23 protein-coding genes are annotated in these 23274 nt (G+C 54.2%); 20 read left to right on the top strand and 3 right to left on the bottom strand.

The features are described 5' to 3' along the window. Positions 1–43 precede the first annotated feature (43 nt). The 12 genes from flgF to AB8516_RS08455 all read left to right on the top strand — a co-directional run bounded on the left by flgF (position 44) and on the right by AB8516_RS08455 (position 11195). On the top strand, positions 44–784 hold the full coding sequence (gene flgF / locus AB8516_RS08510) for a flagellar basal-body rod protein FlgF (RefSeq protein WP_369159816.1): 741 nt from the start codon (positions 44–46) through the stop codon (positions 782–784). Positions 785–883: 99 nt separating this feature from the next. Beyond that, complete coding sequence (gene flgG, locus AB8516_RS08505) at positions 884–1669, top strand: flagellar basal-body rod protein FlgG (protein ID WP_108292077.1); 786 nt, start codon at positions 884–886, stop codon at positions 1667–1669. Between the two features lie 14 nt (positions 1670–1683). Continuing rightward, positions 1684–2397 (top strand): flagellar basal body L-ring protein FlgH, encoded by a 714-nt coding sequence (gene flgH / locus AB8516_RS08500; protein WP_108292075.1) that lies wholly within the window; start codon positions 1684–1686, stop codon positions 2395–2397. An 11-nt stretch (positions 2398–2408) separates the two neighbouring features. Then, entirely contained in the window at positions 2409–3527 is a 1119-nt protein-coding gene (locus AB8516_RS08495; RefSeq protein ID WP_108292073.1) for a flagellar basal body P-ring protein FlgI, read from the top strand. Then, on the top strand, positions 3527–4477 hold the full coding sequence (gene flgJ, locus AB8516_RS08490; RefSeq protein ID WP_369159813.1) for a flagellar assembly peptidoglycan hydrolase FlgJ: 951 nt from the start codon (positions 3527–3529) through the stop codon (positions 4475–4477). Before AB8516_RS08495 ends, flgJ begins: the two co-directional genes overlap by 1 nt. Then, the gene (flgK, locus tag AB8516_RS08485; protein WP_369159811.1) at positions 4478–6439 is read left to right on the top strand and encodes a flagellar hook-associated protein FlgK; all 1962 of its coding nucleotides are present in this window, start codon (positions 4478–4480) and stop codon (positions 6437–6439) included. It begins immediately after the preceding gene. Between the two features lie 4 nt (positions 6440–6443). Next, positions 6444–7349, top strand: coding sequence for a flagellar hook-associated protein FlgL (gene flgL / locus AB8516_RS08480; protein ID WP_369159809.1), 906 nt, complete (start codon positions 6444–6446; stop codon positions 7347–7349). A 407-nt stretch (positions 7350–7756) separates the two neighbouring features. Next, positions 7757–8527: a flagellin gene (locus AB8516_RS08475; RefSeq protein WP_369159807.1), complete on the top strand. Its 771-nt coding sequence runs from the start codon at positions 7757–7759 to the stop codon at positions 8525–8527. Positions 8528–8597: 70 nt separating this feature from the next. Next, a complete protein-coding gene (locus AB8516_RS08470; RefSeq protein ID WP_108292065.1) occupies positions 8598–8978 on the top strand; it encodes a flagellar protein FlaG in 381 nt (126 codons plus the stop codon). 37 nt (positions 8979–9015) lie between these two features. Continuing rightward, positions 9016–10371: a flagellar filament capping protein FliD gene (gene fliD, locus AB8516_RS08465; protein ID WP_369159804.1), complete on the top strand. Its 1356-nt coding sequence runs from the start codon at positions 9016–9018 to the stop codon at positions 10369–10371. Between the two features lie 45 nt (positions 10372–10416). Beyond that, positions 10417–10839, top strand: coding sequence for a flagellar export chaperone FliS (gene fliS, locus AB8516_RS08460; protein ID WP_108292061.1), 423 nt, complete (start codon positions 10417–10419; stop codon positions 10837–10839). A 38-nt stretch (positions 10840–10877) separates the two neighbouring features. After that, positions 10878–11195 carry a hypothetical protein gene (locus AB8516_RS08455; protein ID WP_369159801.1) on the top strand — a complete coding sequence of 106 codons (318 nt, stop codon included), beginning with the start codon at positions 10878–10880 and terminating at the stop codon, positions 11193–11195. Between the two features lie 22 nt (positions 11196–11217). Here the strand turns inward: AB8516_RS08455 and AB8516_RS08450 are convergent, their stop codons facing one another. Beyond that, positions 11218–12012, bottom strand: coding sequence for an inner membrane protein YpjD (locus AB8516_RS08450; RefSeq protein ID WP_369159799.1), 795 nt, complete (start codon positions 12010–12012; stop codon positions 11218–11220). 167 nt (positions 12013–12179) lie between these two features. On the opposite strand from AB8516_RS08450, the gene ffh reads away from it, so the two are divergent. The 5 genes from ffh to rplS all read left to right on the top strand — a co-directional run bounded on the left by ffh (position 12180) and on the right by rplS (position 15710). Then, the gene (gene ffh, locus AB8516_RS08445; RefSeq protein WP_369159797.1) at positions 12180–13562 is read left to right on the top strand and encodes a signal recognition particle protein; all 1383 of its coding nucleotides are present in this window, start codon (positions 12180–12182) and stop codon (positions 13560–13562) included. A gap of 232 nt (positions 13563–13794) precedes the next feature. Next, positions 13795–14046 (top strand): 30S ribosomal protein S16, encoded by a 252-nt coding sequence (gene rpsP / locus AB8516_RS08440; RefSeq protein WP_069126951.1) that lies wholly within the window; start codon positions 13795–13797, stop codon positions 14044–14046. Between the two features lie 48 nt (positions 14047–14094). Next, a complete protein-coding gene (rimM, locus tag AB8516_RS08435; protein ID WP_108292057.1) occupies positions 14095–14601 on the top strand; it encodes a ribosome maturation factor RimM in 507 nt (168 codons plus the stop codon). Further along, positions 14601–15362, top strand: coding sequence for a tRNA (guanosine(37)-N1)-methyltransferase TrmD (gene trmD, locus AB8516_RS08430; RefSeq protein WP_108292055.1), 762 nt, complete (start codon positions 14601–14603; stop codon positions 15360–15362). Before rimM ends, trmD begins: the two co-directional genes overlap by 1 nt. A gap of 3 nt (positions 15363–15365) precedes the next feature. Continuing rightward, positions 15366–15710: a 50S ribosomal protein L19 gene (gene rplS / locus AB8516_RS08425; protein ID WP_069126948.1), complete on the top strand. Its 345-nt coding sequence runs from the start codon at positions 15366–15368 to the stop codon at positions 15708–15710. A 333-nt stretch (positions 15711–16043) separates the two neighbouring features. On the opposite strand, the gene AB8516_RS08420 is transcribed toward rplS, so the two are convergent. Next, positions 16044–18725, bottom strand: coding sequence for a GNAT family N-acetyltransferase (locus AB8516_RS08420; protein ID WP_369159793.1), 2682 nt, complete (start codon positions 18723–18725; stop codon positions 16044–16046). A 204-nt stretch (positions 18726–18929) separates the two neighbouring features. Here AB8516_RS08420 and AB8516_RS08415 point away from each other — a divergent pair, with 204 nt between their 5' ends. The 3 genes from AB8516_RS08415 to sbcB all read left to right on the top strand — a co-directional run bounded on the left by AB8516_RS08415 (position 18930) and on the right by sbcB (position 22971). Beyond that, a complete protein-coding gene (locus tag AB8516_RS08415; RefSeq protein ID WP_369159791.1) occupies positions 18930–19904 on the top strand; it encodes a histone deacetylase family protein in 975 nt (324 codons plus the stop codon). A 548-nt stretch (positions 19905–20452) separates the two neighbouring features. Continuing rightward, positions 20453–21439: an IS110 family transposase gene (locus AB8516_RS08410; protein ID WP_369159460.1), complete on the top strand. Its 987-nt coding sequence runs from the start codon at positions 20453–20455 to the stop codon at positions 21437–21439. Between the two features lie 92 nt (positions 21440–21531). After that, entirely contained in the window at positions 21532–22971 is a 1440-nt protein-coding gene (gene sbcB, locus AB8516_RS08405) for an exodeoxyribonuclease I (RefSeq protein ID WP_369159789.1), read from the top strand. A gap of 3 nt (positions 22972–22974) precedes the next feature. Here sbcB and AB8516_RS08400 read toward each other — a convergent pair whose 3' ends face one another. Then, the gene (locus AB8516_RS08400) at positions 22975–23259 is read right to left on the bottom strand and encodes a hypothetical protein (RefSeq protein ID WP_369159787.1); all 285 of its coding nucleotides are present in this window, start codon (positions 23257–23259) and stop codon (positions 22975–22977) included. Positions 23260–23274 lie beyond the last annotated feature (15 nt).

Here is a 23274-nt window from a genome sequence, read left to right as displayed (position 1 = left end):
TTAAAGCGATAGCGCCAGTTGAATTAAAGAACAGGAGCAACCCATGGATCGCATGCTTTACATCGCCATGAGCGGGGCAAAAGAGACCCTGATAGCACAGGCCAGCAACTCCAACAACCTGGCGAATGTGAATACACCGGGCTTCATGGAGGATCTCAATCAATTCCGCAGTATGCCCGTATTCGGCCAGGGTTACCCGACCCGTGTCTATGCGCTGGATGAACGCCCCAACATCAACTTTGACAAAGGCAGTATCCAGTCCACCGGTAATCCCCTCGATCTGGCAATTAAAGGCAAAGGTTACTTTGCGGTTCAGGCGGCTGACGGTTCGGAGACCTACACCCGTCGTGGCGACCTGAAGGTCGACGCCAACGGCCTGGTGACGAACGGCGAGGGTTTGCCGCTGATCGGCAATAGCGGGCCGATCGCCTTGCCGCCCTATGAACGCCTGGAGATCGCGCCTGACGGCACTATCACTATTTTGCCGGAAGGTTCAACACCCGAGGCGCTGGCGATTGTCGATCGCATCAAGATGGTCAATCCCGACACGGAGCAGTTGCTCAAGGGAGAAGATGGCCTGCTGCGTCTGATGGAGGGCGAAGAGGCGGATGCGGATGCCGCAACCGAGCTGGTATCCGGAGCTATCGAGAGCAGTAACGTCAATGTGGCGGACACCCTGGTCACCATGATCGAGCTGGCGCGCAAGTTTGAAATGCAGGTCAAGATGATGAAGACCGCCGAGGATCTGGACAACGCCTCGGTCCGGCTCATGAGCATGAGCTGATGTTGGCAAGTAAATTGCTCTTATTCAGATAGAGACTTTATTGAGACGTTGCACGGCAACGGATGACTCACCAGATTAATCAAGTACGAGGAAGAGACTATGTACCCGGCACTCTGGATCGCAAAAACCGGATTGGATGCACAACAGACCAACATGGCTGTGATCTCCAACAATCTCTCCAATGTCAATACCACCGGTTACAAACGGGACCGGGCCGTGTTCAACGACCTGATCTACCAGAATCTGCGACAGGTAGGAGCCCAATCCTCCGAGAATACCGAGCTGCCGTCAGGTCTGATGGTCGGCACCGGTGTGCGTGTGGTGGCGACCCAGAAGGAGCACAGCCAGGGCAATATCGTGCAGACCGGTAACTCATTGGACGTGGCCATCCAGGGAAAGGGCTATTTTCAGGTACTCCATCCCGACGGCAACATCGTCTACACCCGTGACGGCACCTTCAGCCTGACCGCCGACGGCAACATCGTCACACCCAACGGTTATGAGCTGCAGCCGGCGATGACCGTGCCAAGCAACGCCGTCAGTCTGACCATTGGTTCGGACGGCGTGGTCTCGACGTTGGTATCAGGTAACAACACCCCGACCCAGATCGGTCAGATCGAACTGGCCTATTTCGTCAACCCACAAGGTTTGGAGCCGATCGGTGACAATCTCTATCGCGAGACCAATGCCAGTGGTGGTGTTAATACCACGATACCCGGTACCGACAGTACCGGCACCCTGATCCAGGCCGCACTGGAGAGCTCGAATGTGAATGTTGTCGAGGAGCTGGTCAATATGATCGAGACCCAGCGTGCCTACGAGATGAATTCCAAGGCCATCTCCACCACGGATGAGATGCTCTCCTATGTTAATCAGCAAATGTGACAGGAGCGGGGCTGATGGATAGATTGCGCACAATCACACTGATCACGATTATGATGATGCCGCTGTTGGCGGGATGCTATAACACCACTCCGACGCGTGATGCCGCCTACGCCCCGATTCGACCCGTGATGCCGCCACCGGCCCCAAGGGGTAATGGCGCTATTTACCAGGCCGGCTATGAGCAGGCCTGGTTCGAGGATATCCGGGCCCGGCGCGTTGGCGATCTGCTGACGGTGAATCTGGTTGAGAGTACCCAGGCAAACAAATCGGCTACCACCACCACCGCGAAAACCACCAGCAACAGTGTCACCAATCCCACTCTGTTCGGTCAGTCGATGCAATTCAACGTACCCGGCTTCGTACCGGTTCCCAACAACAAAGACGTGGGGCTCGGTTTCAGTCTCGATTCGAGTCACGATTTCAGCGGCGATGGCAGTGCCACCCAGAGTAACGCCCTGAACGGCAAAATCACCGTCTCTGTGATCGAGGTGCTGCCGAACAACAATCTCTATGTCAGGGGCGAAAAGCGGATCGGCATCAATCAGGGCACCGAGTATGTCCGTCTCTCCGGCATCGTAAGGCCAAGGGATATCTCACCCGATAACAACGTGGACTCCACTCGGATTGCCGATCCGACCATCACCTACGTCGGTGAAGGGGCCTTGGCGGATGCCAACTCCATGGGTTGGCTGGCCCGGTTCTTCAACAGTGTGCTCTCGCCCTTCTGAGGTGTCATGCAATGAACATTTTCGTACACAAAGTTATTTTCGCGTTTTCAATCATTCTGTTGGCCAGCCAGGCCGCATGGGCGGAACGGATCAAAGACCTGGCCTCTATCCAGGGGGTGCGCACCAATCAGTTGATCGGCTATGGCCTGGTGGTGGGTCTGGATGGAACAGGTGACAAGGATACCGATTCGCCCTACACCATAAACAGTCTCAAGAATATGCTTTCCCAGCTGGGTGTGCAGATACCCAGCGGCACCAATATGAAACCGAAGAACGTTGCTGCGGTTATCGTGCATGGCGACCTTCCTCCCTTCAGTAAGGTAGGTCAGAAGATCGATGTCACTGTCTCATCGCTTGGCAATGCCAAAAGTCTGCGAGGCGGCACCCTGTTGATGACGCCTCTCAAAGGCGCCGACGGCAAGAATTACGCCTTGGCCCAGGGCAACCTGGTGGTGGGCGGGTTGAGCGCGGAGGGTTCCGACGGCTCCAAGCTGACCGTTAACATCCCCAGCGCGGGGCGCATCCCCAACGGGGCGACCGTGGAACGCGAAGTGCCGAACAACTTCAATCAGGCGCCGTTATTGACCCTCAATCTCAACGATGGGGATTTTACCACCGCCATGCGTGTGGCAGAGTCGATCAATCTCACTATCGGTCCCGGAACGGCCAAGGCCGTCGATGCCACTTCGATACGGGTCAACGCGCCTATCGATCCCGGCCAGAAGGTCACTTTCATCTCCATGCTGGAGGAGCTGGAGGTCAATCCCGGCAAGACTTCTGCCAAAGTCATTATCAACTCGCGTACCGGCACGGTGGTCATCAACAGTCAGGTCCGGGTCTATCCGGCAGCGGTCTCCCACGGCAACCTGGTAGTCAGTATCAGTGAAGAGACCGCGGTCTCGCAGCCTGGTCCCTTTGCCAGGGCAGGGCAGACGGCCGTGGTGCCGCAGAGTCAGGTTACGGTTACCGAAGAGGGCAAGGATCATATGTTTCTGTTCAATCCGGGGGCGTCCCTGGATGACGTGGTGCGTGCCGTCAACCAGGTGGGCGCTGCTCCCAGCGACCTGGTAGCCATCCTTGAGGCCTTGAAGGAGGCCGGTGCCCTGCGTGCCGAACTGTTGGTGATCTGATGAACACTGCGACTCCCGCCCTGTATCATGATTTTTCGGGACTTACGTCCCTGAAGCACCAGGCGCGTGAGGATCAGGCGGGAACGGCCGATCAGGTTGCACGTCAGTTTGAATCCCTGTTTGTGCAGATGATGGTCAAACAGATGCGTCAGGCCAGTTTCGGCAATGGTTTGTTCGAGAGCAAACAGAGCGAATTCGTGCGCGATATGTACGATCAGCAGCTCTCCCTACACCTTTCAGAGCAACGTGGCCTCGGCATGGTGAAGCTGCTGCGCAATCAGCTTGGTGTGGAGGAGGCCGTGAAGACGCAACCGAATACCTCACTTGAGGCATACTGGCAGCACCCGTCCGTACTGGCAAGAGGCCGTGTCACGGCTGCCGTGAAATCCGATAAAACGGCTGCAGAAGATCGGCCGTCAGTCAACATCGACTCACCAGAATCCTTTGTGGAGGCGCTTTGGCCGGCTGCCGACAGCGCTGCACAAGCGTTGGGACTGCCCACCGAGGCATTGCTCGCCCAGGCAGCCCTGGAGACCGGCTGGGGGGGACATGTGATGCGGTCCGCGGATGGCGGAAGCAGCCATAATCTGTTCGGCATCAAAGCCGATCAGCGCTGGAGCGGTGACCGGGTCAGACAGGAGACATTGGAGTTTGAACAGGATGTGGCGGTTCGCCGGCGAGAGTATTTCCGCACTTATGGCTCATACGATGAGAGTTTCACGGACTATGTGACTTTTCTCAGACAGAATCCCCGTTATACAAATGCCCTGCAGAATACTCAGGATGCCACGGAATATTTCAGGGCACTGCAGGATGCGGGGTACGCCACCGATCCCGACTATGCGGAAAAAATAGTACGGGTGATGCAGGGGCCGGAGATGCAGACCGCCCTCAACCGGCTTAAGGGATCGCTCCGACAGTCGATAAAGAGTGAAACAGAGGCGATTTAAGTGAGCATACTATCCATCGGTGTCTCAGGGTTGATTGCCAATCGGCATGCCTTGGACACGACAGGGCACAATATCTCGAACGTCAACACTGAGGGTTACAGCCGTCAGCGGATCGACTTTAATACCAGAGAACCCTTCCTGAGTCCGGCCGGGTATCTGGGGACCGGTGTCGAGAGCTCGGAAATCCAGCGCCAGTATGACACCTTTGTTGCCGGGCAGATGCGCACCAGTCTGACGGTCTCTTCCGAGTTGAGGGCCTATTATGAGGGGGCTCAGCGACTCGATGACCTGGTGGCGGATCCGGATGCCGGGATCCAGCCGACCATCCAGAACTTCTTCGATGCCCTGCAGGGACTGGCCGATGATCCCACCTCGATTCCAGCCCGTCAGCTGGTACTGACCGAGGCGGAATCAATGGCAGACCGATTCCACTATTTCAATCAGCAGTTCGATGACACCCGCACCAGGATGAATGGTCAGATCGGGTACAATGTCGGTGAAATCAACCGTCTTGCGCAGAACATCGCCGATATCAATGCAGACATCAAACTCGCCTACGGCAGTACCCCGAATGATCTGTTGGATAAGCGGGACCAGTTGGTCAACGAACTGTCGGAACAGGTCGATATCCAGATCCTGCAACAGACCGATGGGGCATATAACGTATTCATCGGCAGGGGCCAGCCTCTGGTGATGGACACCACTGCCGCCACGCTCGGCACCCAGCCCTCCACTCTCGATCCAAGCCACCTGGAGATTACGTTCAACTACTCATTCGGTACCCAGATCATTACCGACCAGATCAGCGGCGGTACCATCGGCGGCTTACTCAGGTTTCGTAATGAGATCCTCGATCCAACCCAGGACAGGGTCGGGCTGGTTGCACTCGGTATTGCAGACCAGCTCAATACCCAGCACCAGCTGGGCCTCGATCTGGATGGTTTGGTCGGCGGTGCGCTCTTCAGTACCAGCTCGGTACAGGTTCTGCCCCAGCCGGGAAACGGCAGTTCCATCACTGTCGACTACGATAATGTGAGTAATCTGACTGGTAACAGCTACGAGCTGACGTATGATGGGGCCGACTTTATCTTGCAAGACCTGGTCGCCGGAACAACCCAGACGCTGGCGGCGGGATCCAATATCGTTGACGGCCTCGATATCAATATCAATGCCGCCGGTGCGTTAACCGGGGATACCTTCCTGATTCAGCCCACCCGATCGGCCTCCCTGGATATCGATCTTCTGATCAACGATGTGAGAAGGCTGGCGGCTGGCGGTCCCGTGCAGGTGCGGCCTGCCGTTGATGGCAACGGCAACCCGCTGAATGGTGGTGATGCCCGCGTCACACAGCCGGCGAACAGCTCCATGGCCGGACTGCCACTGGCCGGTGGCGATATACAACTGGTCTATGACGATCAGGGTGGGCCGACCAGCGGCTTCGAGGTCTACTATCCGGGTTCGGTACCTGGTGTTGATCCCTTCGATGATTTCATCGTCTACGACAATCTCAACACTGCGACGATAGCCGGTACCCAGGTCCCAAGTGCCCAGTTCACCGCCTACGGCGGCATCAGTTTCGCTATTTCCGGCGTGCCCGCGGATGGTGATAGTTTCACCATCAGCAATAACACCAACGGCAGTAGCGATAATCGCAATGCCCTCTCTCTGCAGAACCTGCAAAACCAGAATCTGTTACTGGGCGGAACGGCCACCTTTGATGCGACCTATATCCAGATGGTCTCGGATGTGGGTTCGAAGACGCGTCACGCGGAACTGAATCTGGGAGCCCAGGAGAGTCTGTTGATACGCTCGCAAGAGGCGATGGCGGAGATCTCGGGTGTCAACCTCGATGAAGAGGCGGCCAAGCTGATTCAGTTTCAGCAGGCCTATCAGGCATCGGCACAGGTGATATCGGTTGCCGGCACCCTCTTCGATACTCTAATAGGCGCGGTCAGGAGGTAGAGGTATGAGTAGGATTTCCACATCCATGCTGTTCGACCGGGGCATCAATAGCATGCTCGAACGCCAGTCTGCAGTCAGCAGGGCGCAGATGCAGATCTCCACCGGTAAACGCATCCTGACACCCAAGGATGATCCCCCAGGCGCTGCCTATGTACTCGATCTGCGTACCTCCATTACCCAGGTTGAACAGTATCAGAACAATGCCGACAGGGCTCAATCCCGACTCGAACTGCAGGAAGCCACGTTGAGGGGGGTGGATGATCTGTTGCCGCGCATCATGGAGTTGGCCATACAGGGGCAGAGTGATACCTACTCTGCGGCCGCGCGCCAGGCCATCGCCGAAGAACTGCGCCAGCTTAATGATGAGTTGATGGCATTGGCCAATACCCGGGACAGTGACGGTGAGTTTATCTTTGCCGGTTATGATGCCGACACCATTCCATTCGGCAATCCCGCCGACGGTGTGTTCGCCTATGGCGGTGACATGGGCATCAGAACCCTGCAGATCTCGGCAACCCGACAGGTTCAGGACCGGGAAAACGGCTTCGATGTGTTCATGAATATAGAGACTGCAGCGGGCGGAAGACGAAACATCTTCGAAACCGTACATGGCATTATCGCGGGCATGGAGGCAGATGCGCCGAACAGCGCATTCATGGACGATCTGCAACTGGCTCAGGAACACATGGTTTCGGTCAGGGCGCGGGGCGGCGCGCGCCTGAATACCATCGATCAACAGCGCCTTATCAATGAAGACTTCATCTTCACCATGCAAAGTGCGCTTTCCAAGACCGAAGATCTGGATATCGCAGAGGCGATCAGTCGCTTCGAACAGGATCTGGTGGCGTTGCAGGCGGCACAGCAGACCTTCAACATGGTGCAAGGTCTTTCACTTTTCAATTATCTCTAAGCAGCAGGGCGCTGCGGACTCCGGTCGAGCTGCAGATCCTGCCTGTCTTCCAGCAGACATTCCAACGTCCCGTACCAGGCAGTCGAAACCAATCTTCGGGGATTCGATGCGCGTACAGCTCTTTTCCGGAAAAATTAGGGAAGCTAAGGCATAGGATATTGCTTCCTTACGGAAGTGGATCGGTGATTCCCATAAACTTAAGTATAATCAATGAGTAACGCTGAATGACGGGAGGTGGGGCGCAGCTATTTAAAGTGTGATACGGGTTAAAGTTCCATGGCTGGGGGCCGCTACAAATATCGGAGGCGGTAAATACCAAAATTGTTGGTATATCCGCTAAATGCAAATCACCGGTGATAGAGCGCTTAGCATAGATGCCGTCGCCGGTTCGATAGAGGAATTAGATCATGGCAATCACAGTCAACACTAATGTATTCTCCCTTGCGGCACAGAAAAACTTAGGTCGCACCCAATCCAACCTTGAAACCGCAGTACAGCGCCTCTCCTCAGGTTTGCGCATCAATATGGCGAAAGACGATGCCGCCGGCCTCGCTATCGCACAGCTGCAAACCGGTCAGGCACGGGGCATGACAGTCGCCCAGCGCAATATCGCGGACGGCATCTCCTATCTGAGCGTGGCAGACGCTACCCTGCAGACTGTCAGCGACATGATGCAACGTCAGCGTGAACTCGCAGTGCAACATGCCAGCGGTCTCTACACCGCAGCCCAGCAGGGTTATATGTCGACCGAATTTGATGCCCTGACAACCGAGATCACGGACGCCTTGGCTCGTGCAACCTTCAACGGCACAGCAGTGTTCGGAGGTGGTGGTACCATTCAGGTCGGTGCCAACGCCGGACAGACAATCGCTGTCTCATCAGCCGCACCTGCCCATACCGCTACCATCAGCAGTATCGCGTCGGTGGACACAGACCTCAATGCAGTGGCAGCCGAACTGGCTAACGTCGGTAGTCTGCAGAGCCGTCTGTCATCGGCCTCTCGCGTAGCCGCTTCCATCGAAGAGGCACAATATGCGGCAGCCGGACGCGTCATGGATGCGGACTTCGCCCGTGAAACCGCAAGAATGACCAGTGCTCAAGTCGTGCAGCAGGCTGGTGTGGCCGCCTTGGCACAGGCCAACTCACTGCCACAGCTGGCCTTGGGTCTGCTCAGTTAAGGACAACCGTGGGGGTGGCGGTTTCAGCCGCCCCCATGATTTAGCGGAACAAATAGGTTAGGGTGTGATCATGCCAAACGTAATCAACAATTTGGCCAATGAGTATGCCTATAAGCGTGATGTCTCCAAGACTGCTCAGAGTCCAGTTACACAGAATCTGACCTCTTCTGAAGAGGGGGAAAGGAAACAGGCGGCGGATGTTGAACAACCGTTGGTTATCGACAGCAAAGAGCTGGCGCTCAACGTCGAAAACCTGACGCAGATTGTCAACCGGAATCTCGAGTTCAGTATCGATCAGGAAACCGGAACGCAGGTAATCCGGGTAATTGATTCCGATACCGGTGAGTTGGTCAGGCAAATACCCCCGGATCAGATCTTGCATGTTATTTCCCATATAGAGGAGATGCAGGACGAGCTGTTACCGGGCGTCTTGTTGGATGACAGGGTTTAAACGTAGTACTCATACAATTGGTGAGGCTTAGCTAATCATGGCAATCGGCTTTTCAGGTATTGGTGCCGGGAGCGACTGGAACAGTATTATCAATCAGCTGTTGCAGATTGAGTCGCGCCCGCTCGATCAGCTGCGCACACGTGAGAAGGAGATCGATCAGCAGATCAGCGACTATGGACTGATCAAGAGTGCTATCGACACCTTCAAGAGCACTGTGGAAGATTTGACCACCACGACAGGTCTGGCGGTTTTTTCCACCAGCTCCAGTGACGAATCCGTGGTGACCGTCAGCGCCGATGAAAACGCGGCGGTGTCGAGTTACGATATCGTTGTAGACCACTTGGCGAGCGGGGATAAGCTGGCTTCCTCCGCCTATGCCGACAGCAACACCGCAGTCGGTACGGGCACCTTGTCGATCACTGTCGATGGCTCGACCATGAATCTGACCGTGGATGGCAGCAACAACACGCTGGCGGATCTGCGTGATGCCATCAACAGTGCCGCCGACAATCCCGGTGTTGCGGCCACCATCCTGAATGAGAGTGGTGGCAGCCGCTTGATCCTCACCAGTCAGGAGACCGGTGCGGCGAACGCCATTTCAGTCAGCTTCGTGGATGGCGATGACGGCAACAACACCGACGCCAACGGCCTCTCCAGACTATTCCATATCGGTGCCGGCGGCGATGGCCTTGCCGAGCAGGTGGAGACAGCCCAGGATGCGCTGCTCTACATAGATGGTTTCACCGTCAATAGTGCATCGAATTCAGTGACCGGGGCCGTATCGGGCGTTACCTTTGAACTGGTGGCTGCCGGCAGTGCTTCAATCGGAATCACCCGGGACAACACCAGGATCGAGGAGAAGATCCAAGGGCTGGTCGATGCCTACAATACGGTGATGGAAGAGTTCGAAGCAATGGAAGCGAGCTCATTGGGTGGCGACAGCAGCCTGCGCAGGATGAGACAGGGTTTTGTCGATGTCCTCAATCAGGTCGCAACAGTGGATGCTGCCAATGCCTACCTGTTTGAGATCGGTATCACTCGGGACAGAGAGGGTGTTCTCTCCCTCGATAGCAGCGATTTAGCGGATGCATTGGTCAACGATTTTGATCGTGTGTCGCAGATCCTGACCGATGAAACCACAGGATTTGCAAACCGTTTCTATAACTACGCCGATCTGTTGCTGGATGTCGGTGGGGTTATCGAAGCCAAAGATGAAAGTCTGAACAATCAGAAGGACAATGTGCAGACTCAGATCGAGCGGGCGGAACTGCGCCTGGATGATTATGAGAAAAAACTGATCGCTCAATTTACAGCTTTGGATCAAACGGTTGCTATACTGCAAAGTACCAGCAGCTTTCTCACCAGTCAGCTGGCTTCCATCCAGAACAGCTGAGCATATGCAAAATTGGCTTAACCCGGATAGCTTGAAGGTCTAATAATGGTAAGTAACTCAGCAATAAACAGTTATCGTCAAGCAGCTTCATCTGAAGCCATGTATGCCACCCCCTTCCGCCTGGTGCAGATGCTGATGAACGGAGCCCTGGACGGCATCTCCAATGCAAAAGGCTCGATTCAGAGAAAGGAGCATGAAGCGAGGCATAACGAGATCAACTGGATCATCTCCGTGATCGATGCCCTGCGTGGCGCCCTTGATTTTGAGACGGGCGGTGAGATAGCCAATAATCTCGATATGCTCTACGACTACATGATCCGCCGTCTGTTTGAGGCAAACATACACCAGGATACTGAGGCGCTCGATGAAGTGGCATCACTTCTGAAAGAGATCAAAACCGCCTGGGATGCCATGCCTGAAGCCATTCAGAACGCCAAAAATATCAAAGACGTGGTAAAAACCACCTGATAACCGGCTCAACACCCCACCTCTGACAGGAGTAGCCTGTGACTCAGCTCGTGCAGAACCTCAATCTTGCCTTGGAGTTGAGTCAGGAGATCGTACGTCTCGCCGGCGAGAAACGCTGGTCTGATATGGATGAACTCGATCGACAGCGGATGCAGATCCTGGAATCGATCTTTGCCGATCCCGAAATGCGGACCGGACATGGGGATTTCGAAGATCAGCTGGAGCAGATCGTGGCATTGAACAACCAGGCAATGGCGATTTGTACCGAGGCGAGAGAGGGGGTGATACAGGATGGCAAAAGGTTGAAACTGGGCAAGGAGGCCGTTAATGCCTATCTGAAACAATCATACGATTGATTCGGTCCTGTAGACGTATCGGTCAGCTGAGAATCAACTCAATGACCACCTTGCTGCCGAAATAGGCCAGCATCAATACCACAAATCCGCTGAGGGTCCATGTCAGGGCCATCTGCCCGCGCCATCCAAAGCGATAACGTCCCCATAACAGGGTGCCGAAGACCACCCAGGCGATGATCGACAGCACGGTCTTGTGGGCAAGACGTTGCTCAAACATATTTTCCAAAAATGCGAATCCTGAGAGCAGGGCCAGGCTCAATAACACAAAACCCACCGCGATCATCTCGAACAGCAGACTCTCCATGGTCTGCAGCGGGGGGAGGGCGCGTATGAAGCCACCCGGATGGCGTTGTCGCAGATGATGATCCTGAATGGCGAGTAAAACAGCCTGCACACTGGCCAGGGTGAATAGGCTATAGGCCAGCATGGAGACCAGGATGTGGATGGTCAGGCCGCTGGACAGCTGGTCGGTAATGAAGTGGACTGTCTGATATCGGCTCTCCAGGTAGAGGGCGATTGCTGCGAGGGGCATGATAACGATACCCAGGTTCTCTACCGGCTTGCTGATGCTTGAGACCAGCAACAACAGGGTGATGGTCCAGGTGATCAGTGACATGGCATTGAAGATGCCTAAATTGATGCTCGAGGATGAGATCAGATTCTGATAGTGGGGAATGGCGTGCAGCGCCACACCGAGAAACCCCAAACCCAGTGCCAGAACGCGGGAACGCACTGAACTTTCATGGGTGCGGAACAGTCGCAATGCCAGGATCGAACCGGCGGCCAGATAGGCGATAATGGCGAGTGTGGCGATCAATGTCCTGTAAATCCTTATCAACAGATGGGAATCAGCCGCGATGTTCGCATATTTTCCTGTTGCAGTGAAAGAGATGGCAAGGATTTCCCACGGACTGGTATACTGATTTTTATATTTTTATGACTCATTGTTGATGCTCATTCCGGGCGTTACCCACCAGGAACATCATGTTTGACAATCTGACTCAACGACTGGGCAAGGTGCTCACTAATCTGCGCGGCCAGGGCCGTCTCACGGATGACAATATCAAGGAGACCATGCGCGAAGTGCGGATGGCGCTGCTGGAGGCCGATGTGGCCCTGCCGGTGGTGCGTGAATTCATCGATCAGGTGAAGCAGAAAGCGATGGGTGAGGAGGTCATGAAGAGCCTCACTCCCGGCCAGACCCTGATCAAGATCGTCAATGATGAATTGATTCACCTGATGGGTGAGGCCAACGAAGCCCTTGATCTGGCGGCGCAACCACCGGCGGTGATACTGATGGCGGGTTTGCAAGGCTCGGGTAAGACCACCAGTGTCGCCAAACTAGGCCGCTGGTTGCTGCAGCAGGGAAAAAAGAAGATCAGCGTTGTCAGTTGCGACGTCTACCGCCCCGCTGCGATCGATCAGTTGGAGACCCTGGCTCAGGATGTGGGGCTCGACTTTAGACCCAGTTCAGGTGACGAAAAGCCATTGGACATCGCCAAAAGGGCGCTGAAGGAGACAGCAAAGGGGTTTGCCGAGGTGCTGATTGTCGATACCGCCGGCAGACTGCATGTCGATGAGGAGATGATGGGGGAAATTAAGCAGCTCCATCAGGTCCTCGATCCGGTGGAGACCCTGTTCGTGGTGGATAGCATGACCGGACAGGATGCCGCGAATACCGCCAAGGCATTCAATGACGCACTGCCGCTGACAGGCGTGATTCTGACCAAGGCCGACGGTGATGCCCGTGGCGGCGCTGCCCTGTCGATACGTCAGATCACGGGGAAACCGATTAAATTCATCGGCGTCGGTGAAAAGACCGATGCCCTTGAGGCCTTTCATCCCGATCGCATCGCCTCCCGTATTTTGGGCATGGGCGATGTCCTCAGCCTGGTGGAAGAGGTGGGCCGCAAGGTCGATCAGGAGAAGGCAACAAAACTGGCGAAAAAACTCCAAAAGGGCAAGGGATTTGATCTGGAGGATTTCAAGGAGCAGATGCTGCAGATGGCCAATATGGGGGGCATGAGCGGACTGCTGGATAAACTGCCGGGCATGGGAGAGATACCCGATCATGTGAAAAATCAGGTGAACGACAAAGAGATCGGGCGGCTGATTGCAATCATCAACTCCATGACGCCCCATGAACGGGCCTTCCCGGCGGTTATCAAAGGATCCCGTAAACGCCGCATCGCTGCCGGTTCCGGTACCCAGGTGCAGGATGTGAACAAATTACTCAAGCAATTCATGCAGATGCAGAAAATGATGAAAAAGATGAAGGGCGGGGGTATGAAGAAGATGATGCGGGGGATGGCAGGGCGCTTTCCGGGTGGGGGCATGCCACCGGGGGGTGGCGGCTTTCCGTTTTGAGTTAGGGCATTGAATTAATTATGAATTTTGAATTGTGAATTTTGAATTGGTGGATTGTGCTTCGCGCACGACTGGTTTGATAAAGGTGTGAGCGTAGCGAACGCGTCAATTTGAAAATCACAATTCAACATTCAAAATCAGATTCCCGCTTCACATCGGCCCAAAGTTGGTTATAATACGCCGTTTCCCGCCGGCAGGTTCCGGTGTGTTAGCGAATTTCTAAGGATACATCATGGTAACCATACGCCTTTCAAGAACGGGCGCGAAAAAGCGGCCCTTTTACCACATTGTGGTGACCGACAGCCGCAATGCGCGTGACGGTCGCTATATCGAACGTCTCGGTTTCTTCAATCCCGTAGCAGTGGGTGGCGAAGAGGGACTGCGAATTGATCAGGAGCGTGTGCAGCACTGGATTTCCAAGGGTGCGCAGCCGAGCGATCGGGTGACGGCTCTACTGAAGCAGGCGGCTAAGCAGGCAGCCTGACAGTCAGCCTCCCGTCCCGGGTGAAAGCCGCGCAGGGGGACGGAGAAGATGTCACAAGATGAGTTTATAATAATGGGCCGGGTTTCTGGCCTGTTTGGTGTCAGGGGGTGGCTCAAGATCTACTCCCACACCTCGCCGAGAGAGGGAATCGTCCGCTACCGGGATTGGTACCTCAAGCGAGGGGATGATTGGAAGCGCCATAGGCTGGTTGCCGGTCGTAGTCAGGGTAAGGGCGTGGTTGCCCAACTGCAGGGTATCGATGACCGGGATCTTGCAGCCCCATTGGTGAACTGTGATATCGCTGTCCGGCGTGAGCAGTTGCCGCCACTGGAATCCGGCGAGTATTACTGGAACGACCTGCAGGGATTGCGGGTGTTAAATCTCCAAGGGATTGAATTGGGTGTCGTCTCACACCTCTTCGAGACCGGGGCCAACGATGTATTGGTGGTCCGCGGTGAGCGCGAAAGGTTGATACCCTACACCAAGGGTGAGGCCATACGGGAGGTGGATCTGGAGCACGGTCGGATTATCGTGGACTGGGATCCTGACTTCTGATGCGCTTCGACCTGGTGACGCTGATGCCGGCTATGTTCGATGCCTTGACTAAGGAGGGCGTCATAGCCAGAGCGATAGGCCGCCAACTGGCGCAGATCGAGCTTTGGAATCCCCGCGACTATACCAGGGATGTGCATCGCACGGTGGATGATCGGCCCTACGGCGGTGGCCCTGGCATGGTGATGAAGTACCAGCCGCTGCAACAGGCGATCGAGTCGGCGTTGAGTGCATCTCCGCAGGCGAAGGTGATCTATATGAGCCCGCAAGGGGTCAGGTTTGATCAGCAGCGGGCACAAACGGTTGTTGAAAATCGACAGCCGCTGTTGCTGATAGCGGGCCGCTATGAAGGCGTCGATGAGCGTATTATAGAACGCTATGTGGATGAAGAATGGTCCATAGGCGACTATGTTTTAAGTGGCGGTGAACTGGCCGCGATGGTGGTTCTTGATGCGGTGATAAGGCTGATCCCCGGCGCTCTGGGCGATGCCGATTCCGCTCAACAGGATTCATTCATGGACGGGTTGCTGGATTGTCCGCACTATACCCGTCCTGAGCAGATCGACGGCATGTCTGTGCCGTTAGTGCTGCAAGGCGGTAATCATGACGCCATACGGCGTTGGCGCCTGCAGCAGGCACTGAAGCGCACTCGGGAGAGACGCCCCGATCTGCTGCAGGACCGTCAGATGACGGTGGAAGAAGAGAAGTTATTAGCAGAAATCATTGCTGCGTCGGGAGACGCGGAGCAGACACAGGAGCAATAGACCATGAGTAATATCATCGCAGAACTCGAAGCCGAGCAGATGGGTCGTGAGATTCCGGATTTTGGCCCCGGTGATACCGTTGTGGTTCAAGTACGGGTTAAGGAGGGGCAGCGTGAGCGCCTGCAGGCCTTCGAGGGTATCGTGATCGCCAAGCGCAACCGCGGTCTCAACTCGGCATTCACCGTTCGTAAGATCTCGCATGGCGAGGGTGTCGAACGTGTGTTTCAGACCTACAGCCCGACCGTAGCCTCTGTCAAGGTGACGCGTCGTGGCGATGTGCGTCGCGCTAAACTCTACTATCTGCGTGGACGGACCGGTAAGGCTGCGCGTATTAAAGAGAAAATCTAGAAACTTCAACCTGTACACGGTTGTTGAGAGAGCCGCTCTGTTGTTGGACAGAGCGGCTTTTTAGTTTTTAGTTTTTAGTTTTTAGTTTTTAGTTTTTAGTTTTTAGTTTTTAGTTTTTAGTTTTTAGTTTTTAGTTTTTAGTTTTTAGTTTTTAGTTGGATGAGTGCGGTAAACCGCGCAATTTGTATTTGATTCTCTCTTCCTCTTGGGTCAGCCAGACTGCAGAGAAATATGCGTGAGCGAAGCGAACACATACAACTAAAAACTCATATCTCAAAACTAAAAACTCACTTTATAATTACTGACAGATTGAATGGTGCGGCAAGCCGCGCCCTACAGATTGATCACTACCTGCTTGATGCTGTTGTCGTCAGGCGATGTGGAGATATGGAAGTAGAGTGATTTCATCAGGTCAAGCATCTTGAAATTGTTGCTCAATACCTCGCCCTCCATTTTTTCCAGACCGCGATCGCGGGCAACCTCCATCAGCTGGTGCATCAGCTTGTGCCCGATGCCCTGGCGTTGCCACTGATCGGATACCACCAGGGCGAATTCACAACTCTTTTTATCGGGGTTGGTCACATAGCGGGCGACACCCAATTCAATTTCATGGTTGCCATCCTCGGTGACTGCGATCAGGGCCATCTCATTGTGATAGTCGATCTGCGTGAATCGCGTCAGCATTTCCGGGGTCAGTTCCTGTATCGAGCTCATGAAGCGGAAATATTTCGCTTCATCGGAGAGCTGGCGGGTGAAGGTCTGTTCCAGGTCGGCGTCTTCCGGGCGGATGGGCCTGATCACGATATTGGTGCCGTTGGGCAATTGGGTGGAGTTGACCAAATTGACCGGGTAGGGATGGATTGCCAGATGGTGATAGGGATCGGTGGATGGGCGTGGGAAATCGACCCGTATGCGTGCATCCACGGCGACCGCCCCTTGATCATCGACAATCAATGGATTGATGTCCATCTCATGAATCCAAGGCAGTTCACAAGCCATGGTCGATACCCGCAACAATACATCAATGAGTGCCTCGCGATTGGCGGGCGGCATATGCCGGAACTGACTCAGCAGTTTTGCCGCCTTGGTGCGGTCGATCAGATCGCTGGCGAGGCTGCGGTTGAGGGGTGGCAGGGCAATCGCCGAGTCGCCCATCACTTCCACCGCGGTGCCGCCGCTGCCGAAACTGATAACCGGCCCGAATACCGGATCACGCACGATACCGATGAGGAGTTCCCTTCCATTCGGACTCTGATACATCTGCTCGACAGTCACGCCTTCCACATTCGCTTCGGGACGGGTCTCCTTGACCTGTTCGATCAGATCCCGATAGGTACTCCGTACAACCTGGGCATTGCTGATATTGAGTCGAATGCCGCCGGCGTCTGATTTGTGGGAGATGTCGGGTGAGTAGATCTTCATGGCAACGGGGAAACCGATCGATTCAGCCAGGATCAATGCCTCATTGGCGGAACGTGCAATACCGTTTCGTACCGCATTGATGCGGAAGGCGCCGAGCAATGCAAATGATTCAGGCTCGGTGAGGATTTTACGTTGTTCCGACAGAGCGCTTTCTATAATGAGGCGCGCCCCTTCGGTATCGGGCTGGATGTGTCGGCGTGAACTCTTGGCGGGTGTCTGTAGCAACAGGCGCTGATTCTTCTGGTAGGAAGAGAGGTAGGAGAAGGCATCGACTGCGTTTTCCAGGGTCCGAAAACTGGGTAACCTGGCGTCTTTGAACAGCTTGCGCGCGCTTTCGATCTGTTTACCCCCCATCCAGCTGGTCAGGATCGGTTTCTTATGGGAATCCGCCAAATCGATCAGGGCCCTGGCAACCTCTTCCGGTTCGGTCATCGCCTGAGGGGTCAGTATGACGATGGTGCCGTCCACAGCGGGATCGTTGAGACAGATGTCGACTGCAGCACGGTAGCGCTCGGGGGGGGCGTCACCAATGATGTCCACGGGATTTCCATGGGACCATACATCCGGCAGAACTTTGTTCAATGCATCGATTGTTTGATCATTGAATTCCGCCAGTTCGATATTCAGGTCCGAAGCCCTGTCGGCGGCCATGACGCCGGGACCACCGCCATTGGTAATAATAGCCAGCCTGTCGCCATACACCCGATAGCGTGAAGAGAGCGCCTTGGCGGCGGAGAAGAGTTGTGAAATGGTCTCCACCCGTAATACACCGGAGCGGGAGAGCGCGGCGGAAAAGGTTTCATCGCTGCCTACCAGGGCGCCGGTGTGTGACATCGAGGCTTCCGCCCCGGCCGCATGCCGTCCCACCTTGAGTACAATGACGGGTTTGATGCGCGCCGCTGCCCTCAGGCCACTCATAAAGCGACGTGCGTCCTTTATACCCTCCACATACAGCAGAATACTGTCTGTCATGGGATCCGATACCAGGAAATCAAGGTAGTCGCCAAAATCCAGATCCGCCCCGATACCGGTGGAAATTACGGTTGAGAAACCGATATCGTTGACCTCCGCCCAATCGAGGATGGCAGTGCAGATTGCGCCTGACTGAGAAACGAGCGCCAGATTGCCGGGGGCTGCATTGTTGTTGCCGAAGGTAATATTGATGCCTTGATCCGGTCGAATCAGGCCAAGACAGTTGGGACCGATGAAGCGCATCCCATAGTCCTTTGCCAGTTCAACAATCTTGTCTTCAAGACGCCGGCCGGCGGTTCCGGATTCGCGGAAACCGGCAGACAGAATGATCATGCTCTTAACGCCGTGTTCGCCGCAGGCCTGTACGATTGCGGGTATCGTTTTGGCCGGTGTGGCGACGACAGCGAGCTCAACAGGTTTGTTGATTGCCTCGATACTTTTATAAGCCTTAATACCCTGTACTTTGTCGTGTTTGAGATTGATCGGGTATATATCCCCCTTGAATCCGGATGATATGAGATTTTTAAATACCACCTCACCGACTGAATTCTTCCTATCGCTGGCACCAAACATGGCGATGCTTTTTGGAGAGAAGAGAGACGTCAAATAGTGTGATTGCATAGTCTACTGCCTGTTGAACTTCGTAAGATGATATAGAGTATGATGTCCTTGATTACTCATTAAGGCACAGTGTGAAACTCAGACAACACCGCTAAAGATAAGTATCAGTATCGATCACTATGGATAGCGGCATGATGGGCTTGAAGTTTACCGGTATATGATGACAATTTCTTTAACTAAGTTGTGATTTTTTAATGATTTATAATGAGTATTGCCCGCTCAAATAGAGGCATTGGAAGTGAGGTTTGGAGATTGAAGACCGCATACATAACACACCCGGATTGCCTGTTGCATGATACCGGTGAGGGACACCCCGAAAACGCAGGTCGTCTGCAGGCGATCGATGACCGATTGATGGCGGCACAACTGTATGATTTTTTGCGTCACTACGATGCACCCGAGGTAACAAAAGAGCAACTGTTACGTTGTCACGATGTGGCCTATCTCAATCAGGTTGACAAATTGATGCCGCAAAACGGTTATGCTCATCTTGATCCGGACACGGTGGTCAGCCCTGAGAGCATGCAAGCCGCAAAACGGGCGGCAGGTGCCGTCATACAGGCGGTGGATCTGATTATGAATGAGGGTTTGTCGAATGCCTTTTGCAATGTCAGGCCTCCAGGGCATCACGCAGAAAAAATGCGCACCATGGGATTTTGCATTTATGGCAATGCCTCAATCGGTGCCGCTCATGCAATGGAAGTGTATGGCCTGGAACGAGTCGCCATACTTGATTTCGACGTGCATCATGGCAATGGAAGTGAAGATATTTTTCGCGACGATCGAAGGGTGATCGTCTGTTCAACCTTTCAGCACCCTTTCTATCCTTATACGGATATTGAAGAGAGTCCCGATCATATAATTTGTGCGCCCCTGGAGGCGACCGCAAAGAGCGCTGAATTCAGGGATGCCGTTACCCGGCACTGGCTGCCTGCACTGAATCATTTCAAGCCGCAGATGTTCTTTGTCTCTGCCGGATTCGATGCCCATATCGAGGATGACATGTCGGGTGTCAGCTTGACGGAAGCGGACTACCGCTGGGTAACACAGCAGATCAAGGGCTTGGCGGAGCAGTATGGCGACGGGAGGATTGTTTCAGTCCTGGAGGGTGGCTATGAACCCCACGCCCTGGCACGCAGCGTCGAGGCGCATATCCGGGTATTGATGGATTTGAGTTGAGGAATGAGTCCGCAAATGAACGCGAATATACGCAAATAATCATTCAATATTGATTTCATATCGTTCCCACGCACCAGCGTGGAAATGCATAAGGTAGGTAGAGTATTAGGGTGAGGTATGAATTCCCACGCAGGAGCGTGGAAACCAGAGCGAATCCCACGCCCTGGCGCGTAGCGTCGAGGATCATATCCGGGTATTGATGGATTTGATTTGAGGAATGAGTCCGCAAATGAACGCAAATGGATTTTATTGATTCCGCTCGGCGCTTCTATCGTGTAGGGTGCGGCTTGCCGCACCGTTAAATCCTCTAGACATATTGGTACCATAATGATGCTTGTGTATTGGTGCGGCGAGCCGCACCCTTGTATCTCTTCTGATGAATTGTTTAGCTAGCAATTCATCACACGGTGATAAGACCTGCACCGCACCCTGAGACCACGAGTCTGTTTTGTAGATACAGGCTATCACCGATTCTCTATAAACTGAATGGTATCGGAGTCCCTCCGGCATTACGGAGAGAGGCTGCATGAACAAGGTGAGTGAAGAGAATGAAAGCGATAATTGGCATTGATGTGAGTAAAAATAAGCTGGATTGTCTGTGGTTACGCAGTATCGAACCACGCAAGGTCAAGTCGAAGGTCTTTCCTAATACACCAGCCGGCCATGACCACCTACTCGATTGGTCACAAAAACAGACTGGTCAGCCACTGAGTGGGTTACGCTTTGTCATGGAGGCGACTGGCATCTACCACGAGCGTCTAGCCTACGGTCTGCATGAGCAAGGTGGTGAAGTCGCGGTGCTTAACCCGGCCCAGGTGAGAGATTACGCCAAGGGTATCGCGGTGCACACCAAGACCGACAGAAAGGACTCGCTGGTGTTAGCCTTGTATGGCGCCAAAGAACCCCTGCATCTGTGGAGACCGGAACCGGCAGAGATACGTAAACTCAAAGAGTTACTGTCACGGCTGGAGGCATTGCAAGGCGATATCCAGCGTGAACGCAACCGCCTGGAGAAGGCCTTGTCAGGGATCAGTCATCCAGAGGTTGGGCACTCCATCTCGACCGTGCTCAAAGGCCTGGAGCAAGAACAAAAGCGTCTGGAAGCGATGATCGATGAGCATATCGACACCCACCCCCAGCTGAAAAACGACCAGCAGCTGCTAGAAAGTATCCCAGGCATTGGCCGGACCCTCAGTCGAATCATGATGAGTGTCTACCGTGCCCGGGATTTTGAGCATGCTAGTCAAATGGCCGCCTATCTGGGAGTGGTGCCCATCGAGCATCAATCCGGATCCAGCATCAACAAGCGACCACGACTGTCGAAAGCAGGCAGCGCGAGGATCAGGGCCAAACTCTACATGCCTGCTATCGTGGCCAGTCTACACAACCCAACGGCCAAGGCCTTATACGAGCGGTTGCTCGCGAGAGGAAAATGCAAAATGTCCGCATTAGGAGCCGTTATGCGCAAATTAGTACATCTGTGCTTTGGGGTACTCAAGCACCAGCAAGATTACTCCCCACAAGCCGCTTTATAGCTACTTGTGGGAGTAAAGGAGAGATGGTATCTACGTATTGATCGGGTTTTTTTAAGCTGTTATTTGCGTTCATTTGCGGACATATCAATACAATGACATTCAGTTTCTATTGGCATGACTACGAAACCTGGGGCGCCGATCCGCGCCGGGACAGGGCGTCTCAATTTGCGGGCGTGCGTACCGACGCGGATCTGAATCCGGTCGGTGACCCGCTGGTCATCTACTGCAAGCCGAGTGACGATATGCTGCCCCAGCCGGAAGCCTGTCTTGTTACCGGTATCACACCGCAAAAGGCGCTCCGAGAGGGATTGGTTGAAGCCGAATTCATCAAGCGTATCCATCAACAACTTTCCGCAGCGGAAACATGCAGTGTCGGTTACAACACGATTCGCTTTGATGATGAAGTAACACGCAACACACTGTATAGGAATTTTTACGATCCCTACGCGAGAGAGTGGCAGCATGGATCATCCCGCTGGGATATCATCGATATGGTTCGCCTGACCCATGCCCTGAGGCCTGAGGGTATTGAGTGGCCGCAAAATGAAGCGGGTGTAACCAGTTTTCGTCTCGAGGTGCTCAGTGCCGCCAATAATATCTCCCATGAATCCGCTCACGATGCACTCTCTGATGTCTATGCAACGATTGAGTTGGCACGGCTGATTAAACAGCGTCAGCCAAAACTCTACGACTATCTGTTCAAGAGCCGCAAGAAAAATGTCATAGCGGAGCGCCTGAATCTGCAAAAGCGCCAGACGGTATTGCATGTCTCATCAATGTATCCGGCCGCACTGGGTTGCATCGCGATGGTCGTACCGTTGCTGAAGCATCCTGCCAATCCCAACGGTGTGATCGTATATGATCTTCGCCATGATCCTGAACCACTGTTCGGGCTGTCGGAGGAGGTTCTGCATGAGCGACTGTTTACGCCTGGCGCAGATCTGCCCGAGGGCGTCGAACGTATTCCACTGAAGACCGTACACATCAATAAGTGTCCGGTTGTAGTACCTCTATCCACTCTGACAGAGGATGCGGCAAAGCGGTGGCGTATCGATCCGAGGCTGGGCGAGGCCTATCGGCAACGGTTGCTGGCTGAACCGGCTTTCATCGGTAAAATAGCGAATATTCACAAAAGAAGCGGTTTCGAGCCGATCAGCGATCCCGATCAGGCGCTCTATAGTGGCGGATTCTTTTCCCGTGATGACCGACAGCGCATGGATGCGATTTTAGCGACAGAACCGGCTTCCCTGGCTCAATTCCCCCTGGTTTTCGACGATGCACGTCTGCCTGAAATGTTGTTCAGGTATCGGGCGAGAAACTGGCCTGAACTGCTCTCTGTGGAGGAGAACCAGCGGTGGCAGGAATATCGCGAAGCCAGGTTGCAGGATCCCGATGGCGGCGGCAGTATCACCCTGAGTGAATATCTGGCACGTCTGGATGATCTTGAAGCGGATCCGACGCTGATGCCTGAAGAACGGGACCTGATCTCACAGTTACTGAGCTGGGCTGAGCGGATCGCGCCGGAGATCTAGTGCTTATTCATCGATCCAATTCCGCAAGGCTTCGATTATTCCTTTCGCTTGATCCTTGCTGGAAATATTGAATTTACTCTTTTGCATATATTCCCCGCTACGTTTCTGGTAGCGGCGGATGGTATATTTGTCTGCGCCGTACTGCTGCTTGGCTCTGTCCCAGTCCTGATAGCGAAATATGATGGTTGTCCATGCTCCCTTGGAGAGTACGACTTTGTCCAGTTCCTTGACGACATCGATGCCGTCCTCCGAGTAGGTGACACTGAGTTCTTCGGGTGTTGATGCCATTTGAAATACTGTTCC

This window comes from Candidatus Thiodiazotropha sp. LNASS1, from assembly GCF_964212655.1.
Classification (GTDB): Bacteria; Pseudomonadota; Gammaproteobacteria; order Chromatiales; family Chromatiaceae; genus Thiodiazotropha.
The sequence above is the reverse complement of the archived record's forward strand: the minus strand, read 5'-3'. Positions and strand labels throughout refer to the sequence as shown.

What these genes read in the sequence shown, in the direction of transcription:
- flgF (WP_369159816.1), top strand. Translation starts at nt 44, where the DNA reads ATGGATCGCATGCTTTACATCGCCATGAGCGGGGCAAAAGAGACCCTG.
- flgL (WP_369159809.1), top strand. Translation starts at nt 6,444, where the DNA reads ATGAGTAGGATTTCCACATCCATGCTGTTCGACCGGGGCATCAATAGC.
- AB8516_RS08400 (WP_369159787.1), bottom strand. Translation starts at nt 23,259, where the DNA reads ATGGCATCAACACCCGAAGAACTCAGTGTCACCTACTCGGAGGACGGC.
- trmD (WP_108292055.1), top strand. Translation starts at nt 14,601, where the DNA reads ATGCGCTTCGACCTGGTGACGCTGATGCCGGCTATGTTCGATGCCTTG.
- rplS (WP_069126948.1), top strand. Translation starts at nt 15,366, where the DNA reads ATGAGTAATATCATCGCAGAACTCGAAGCCGAGCAGATGGGTCGTGAG.
- AB8516_RS08475 (WP_369159807.1), top strand. Translation starts at nt 7,757, where the DNA reads ATGGCAATCACAGTCAACACTAATGTATTCTCCCTTGCGGCACAGAAA.
- rimM (WP_108292057.1), top strand. Translation starts at nt 14,095, where the DNA reads ATGTCACAAGATGAGTTTATAATAATGGGCCGGGTTTCTGGCCTGTTT.
- AB8516_RS08415 (WP_369159791.1), top strand. Translation starts at nt 18,930, where the DNA reads ATGAGTATTGCCCGCTCAAATAGAGGCATTGGAAGTGAGGTTTGGAGA.
- flgG (WP_108292077.1), top strand. Translation starts at nt 884, where the DNA reads ATGTACCCGGCACTCTGGATCGCAAAAACCGGATTGGATGCACAACAG.
- sbcB (WP_369159789.1), top strand. Translation starts at nt 21,532, where the DNA reads ATGACATTCAGTTTCTATTGGCATGACTACGAAACCTGGGGCGCCGAT.
- ffh (WP_369159797.1), top strand. Translation starts at nt 12,180, where the DNA reads ATGTTTGACAATCTGACTCAACGACTGGGCAAGGTGCTCACTAATCTG.
- fliS (WP_108292061.1), top strand. Translation starts at nt 10,417, where the DNA reads ATGGTAAGTAACTCAGCAATAAACAGTTATCGTCAAGCAGCTTCATCT.
- AB8516_RS08410 (WP_369159460.1), top strand. Translation starts at nt 20,453, where the DNA reads ATGAAAGCGATAATTGGCATTGATGTGAGTAAAAATAAGCTGGATTGT.
- flgJ (WP_369159813.1), top strand. Translation starts at nt 3,527, where the DNA reads ATGAACACTGCGACTCCCGCCCTGTATCATGATTTTTCGGGACTTACG.
- flgH (WP_108292075.1), top strand. Translation starts at nt 1,684, where the DNA reads ATGGATAGATTGCGCACAATCACACTGATCACGATTATGATGATGCCG.
- AB8516_RS08470 (WP_108292065.1), top strand. Translation starts at nt 8,598, where the DNA reads ATGCCAAACGTAATCAACAATTTGGCCAATGAGTATGCCTATAAGCGT.
- rpsP (WP_069126951.1), top strand. Translation starts at nt 13,795, where the DNA reads ATGGTAACCATACGCCTTTCAAGAACGGGCGCGAAAAAGCGGCCCTTT.
- AB8516_RS08495 (WP_108292073.1), top strand. Translation starts at nt 2,409, where the DNA reads ATGAACATTTTCGTACACAAAGTTATTTTCGCGTTTTCAATCATTCTG.
- fliD (WP_369159804.1), top strand. Translation starts at nt 9,016, where the DNA reads ATGGCAATCGGCTTTTCAGGTATTGGTGCCGGGAGCGACTGGAACAGT.
- AB8516_RS08420 (WP_369159793.1), bottom strand. Translation starts at nt 18,725, where the DNA reads ATGCAATCACACTATTTGACGTCTCTCTTCTCTCCAAAAAGCATCGCC.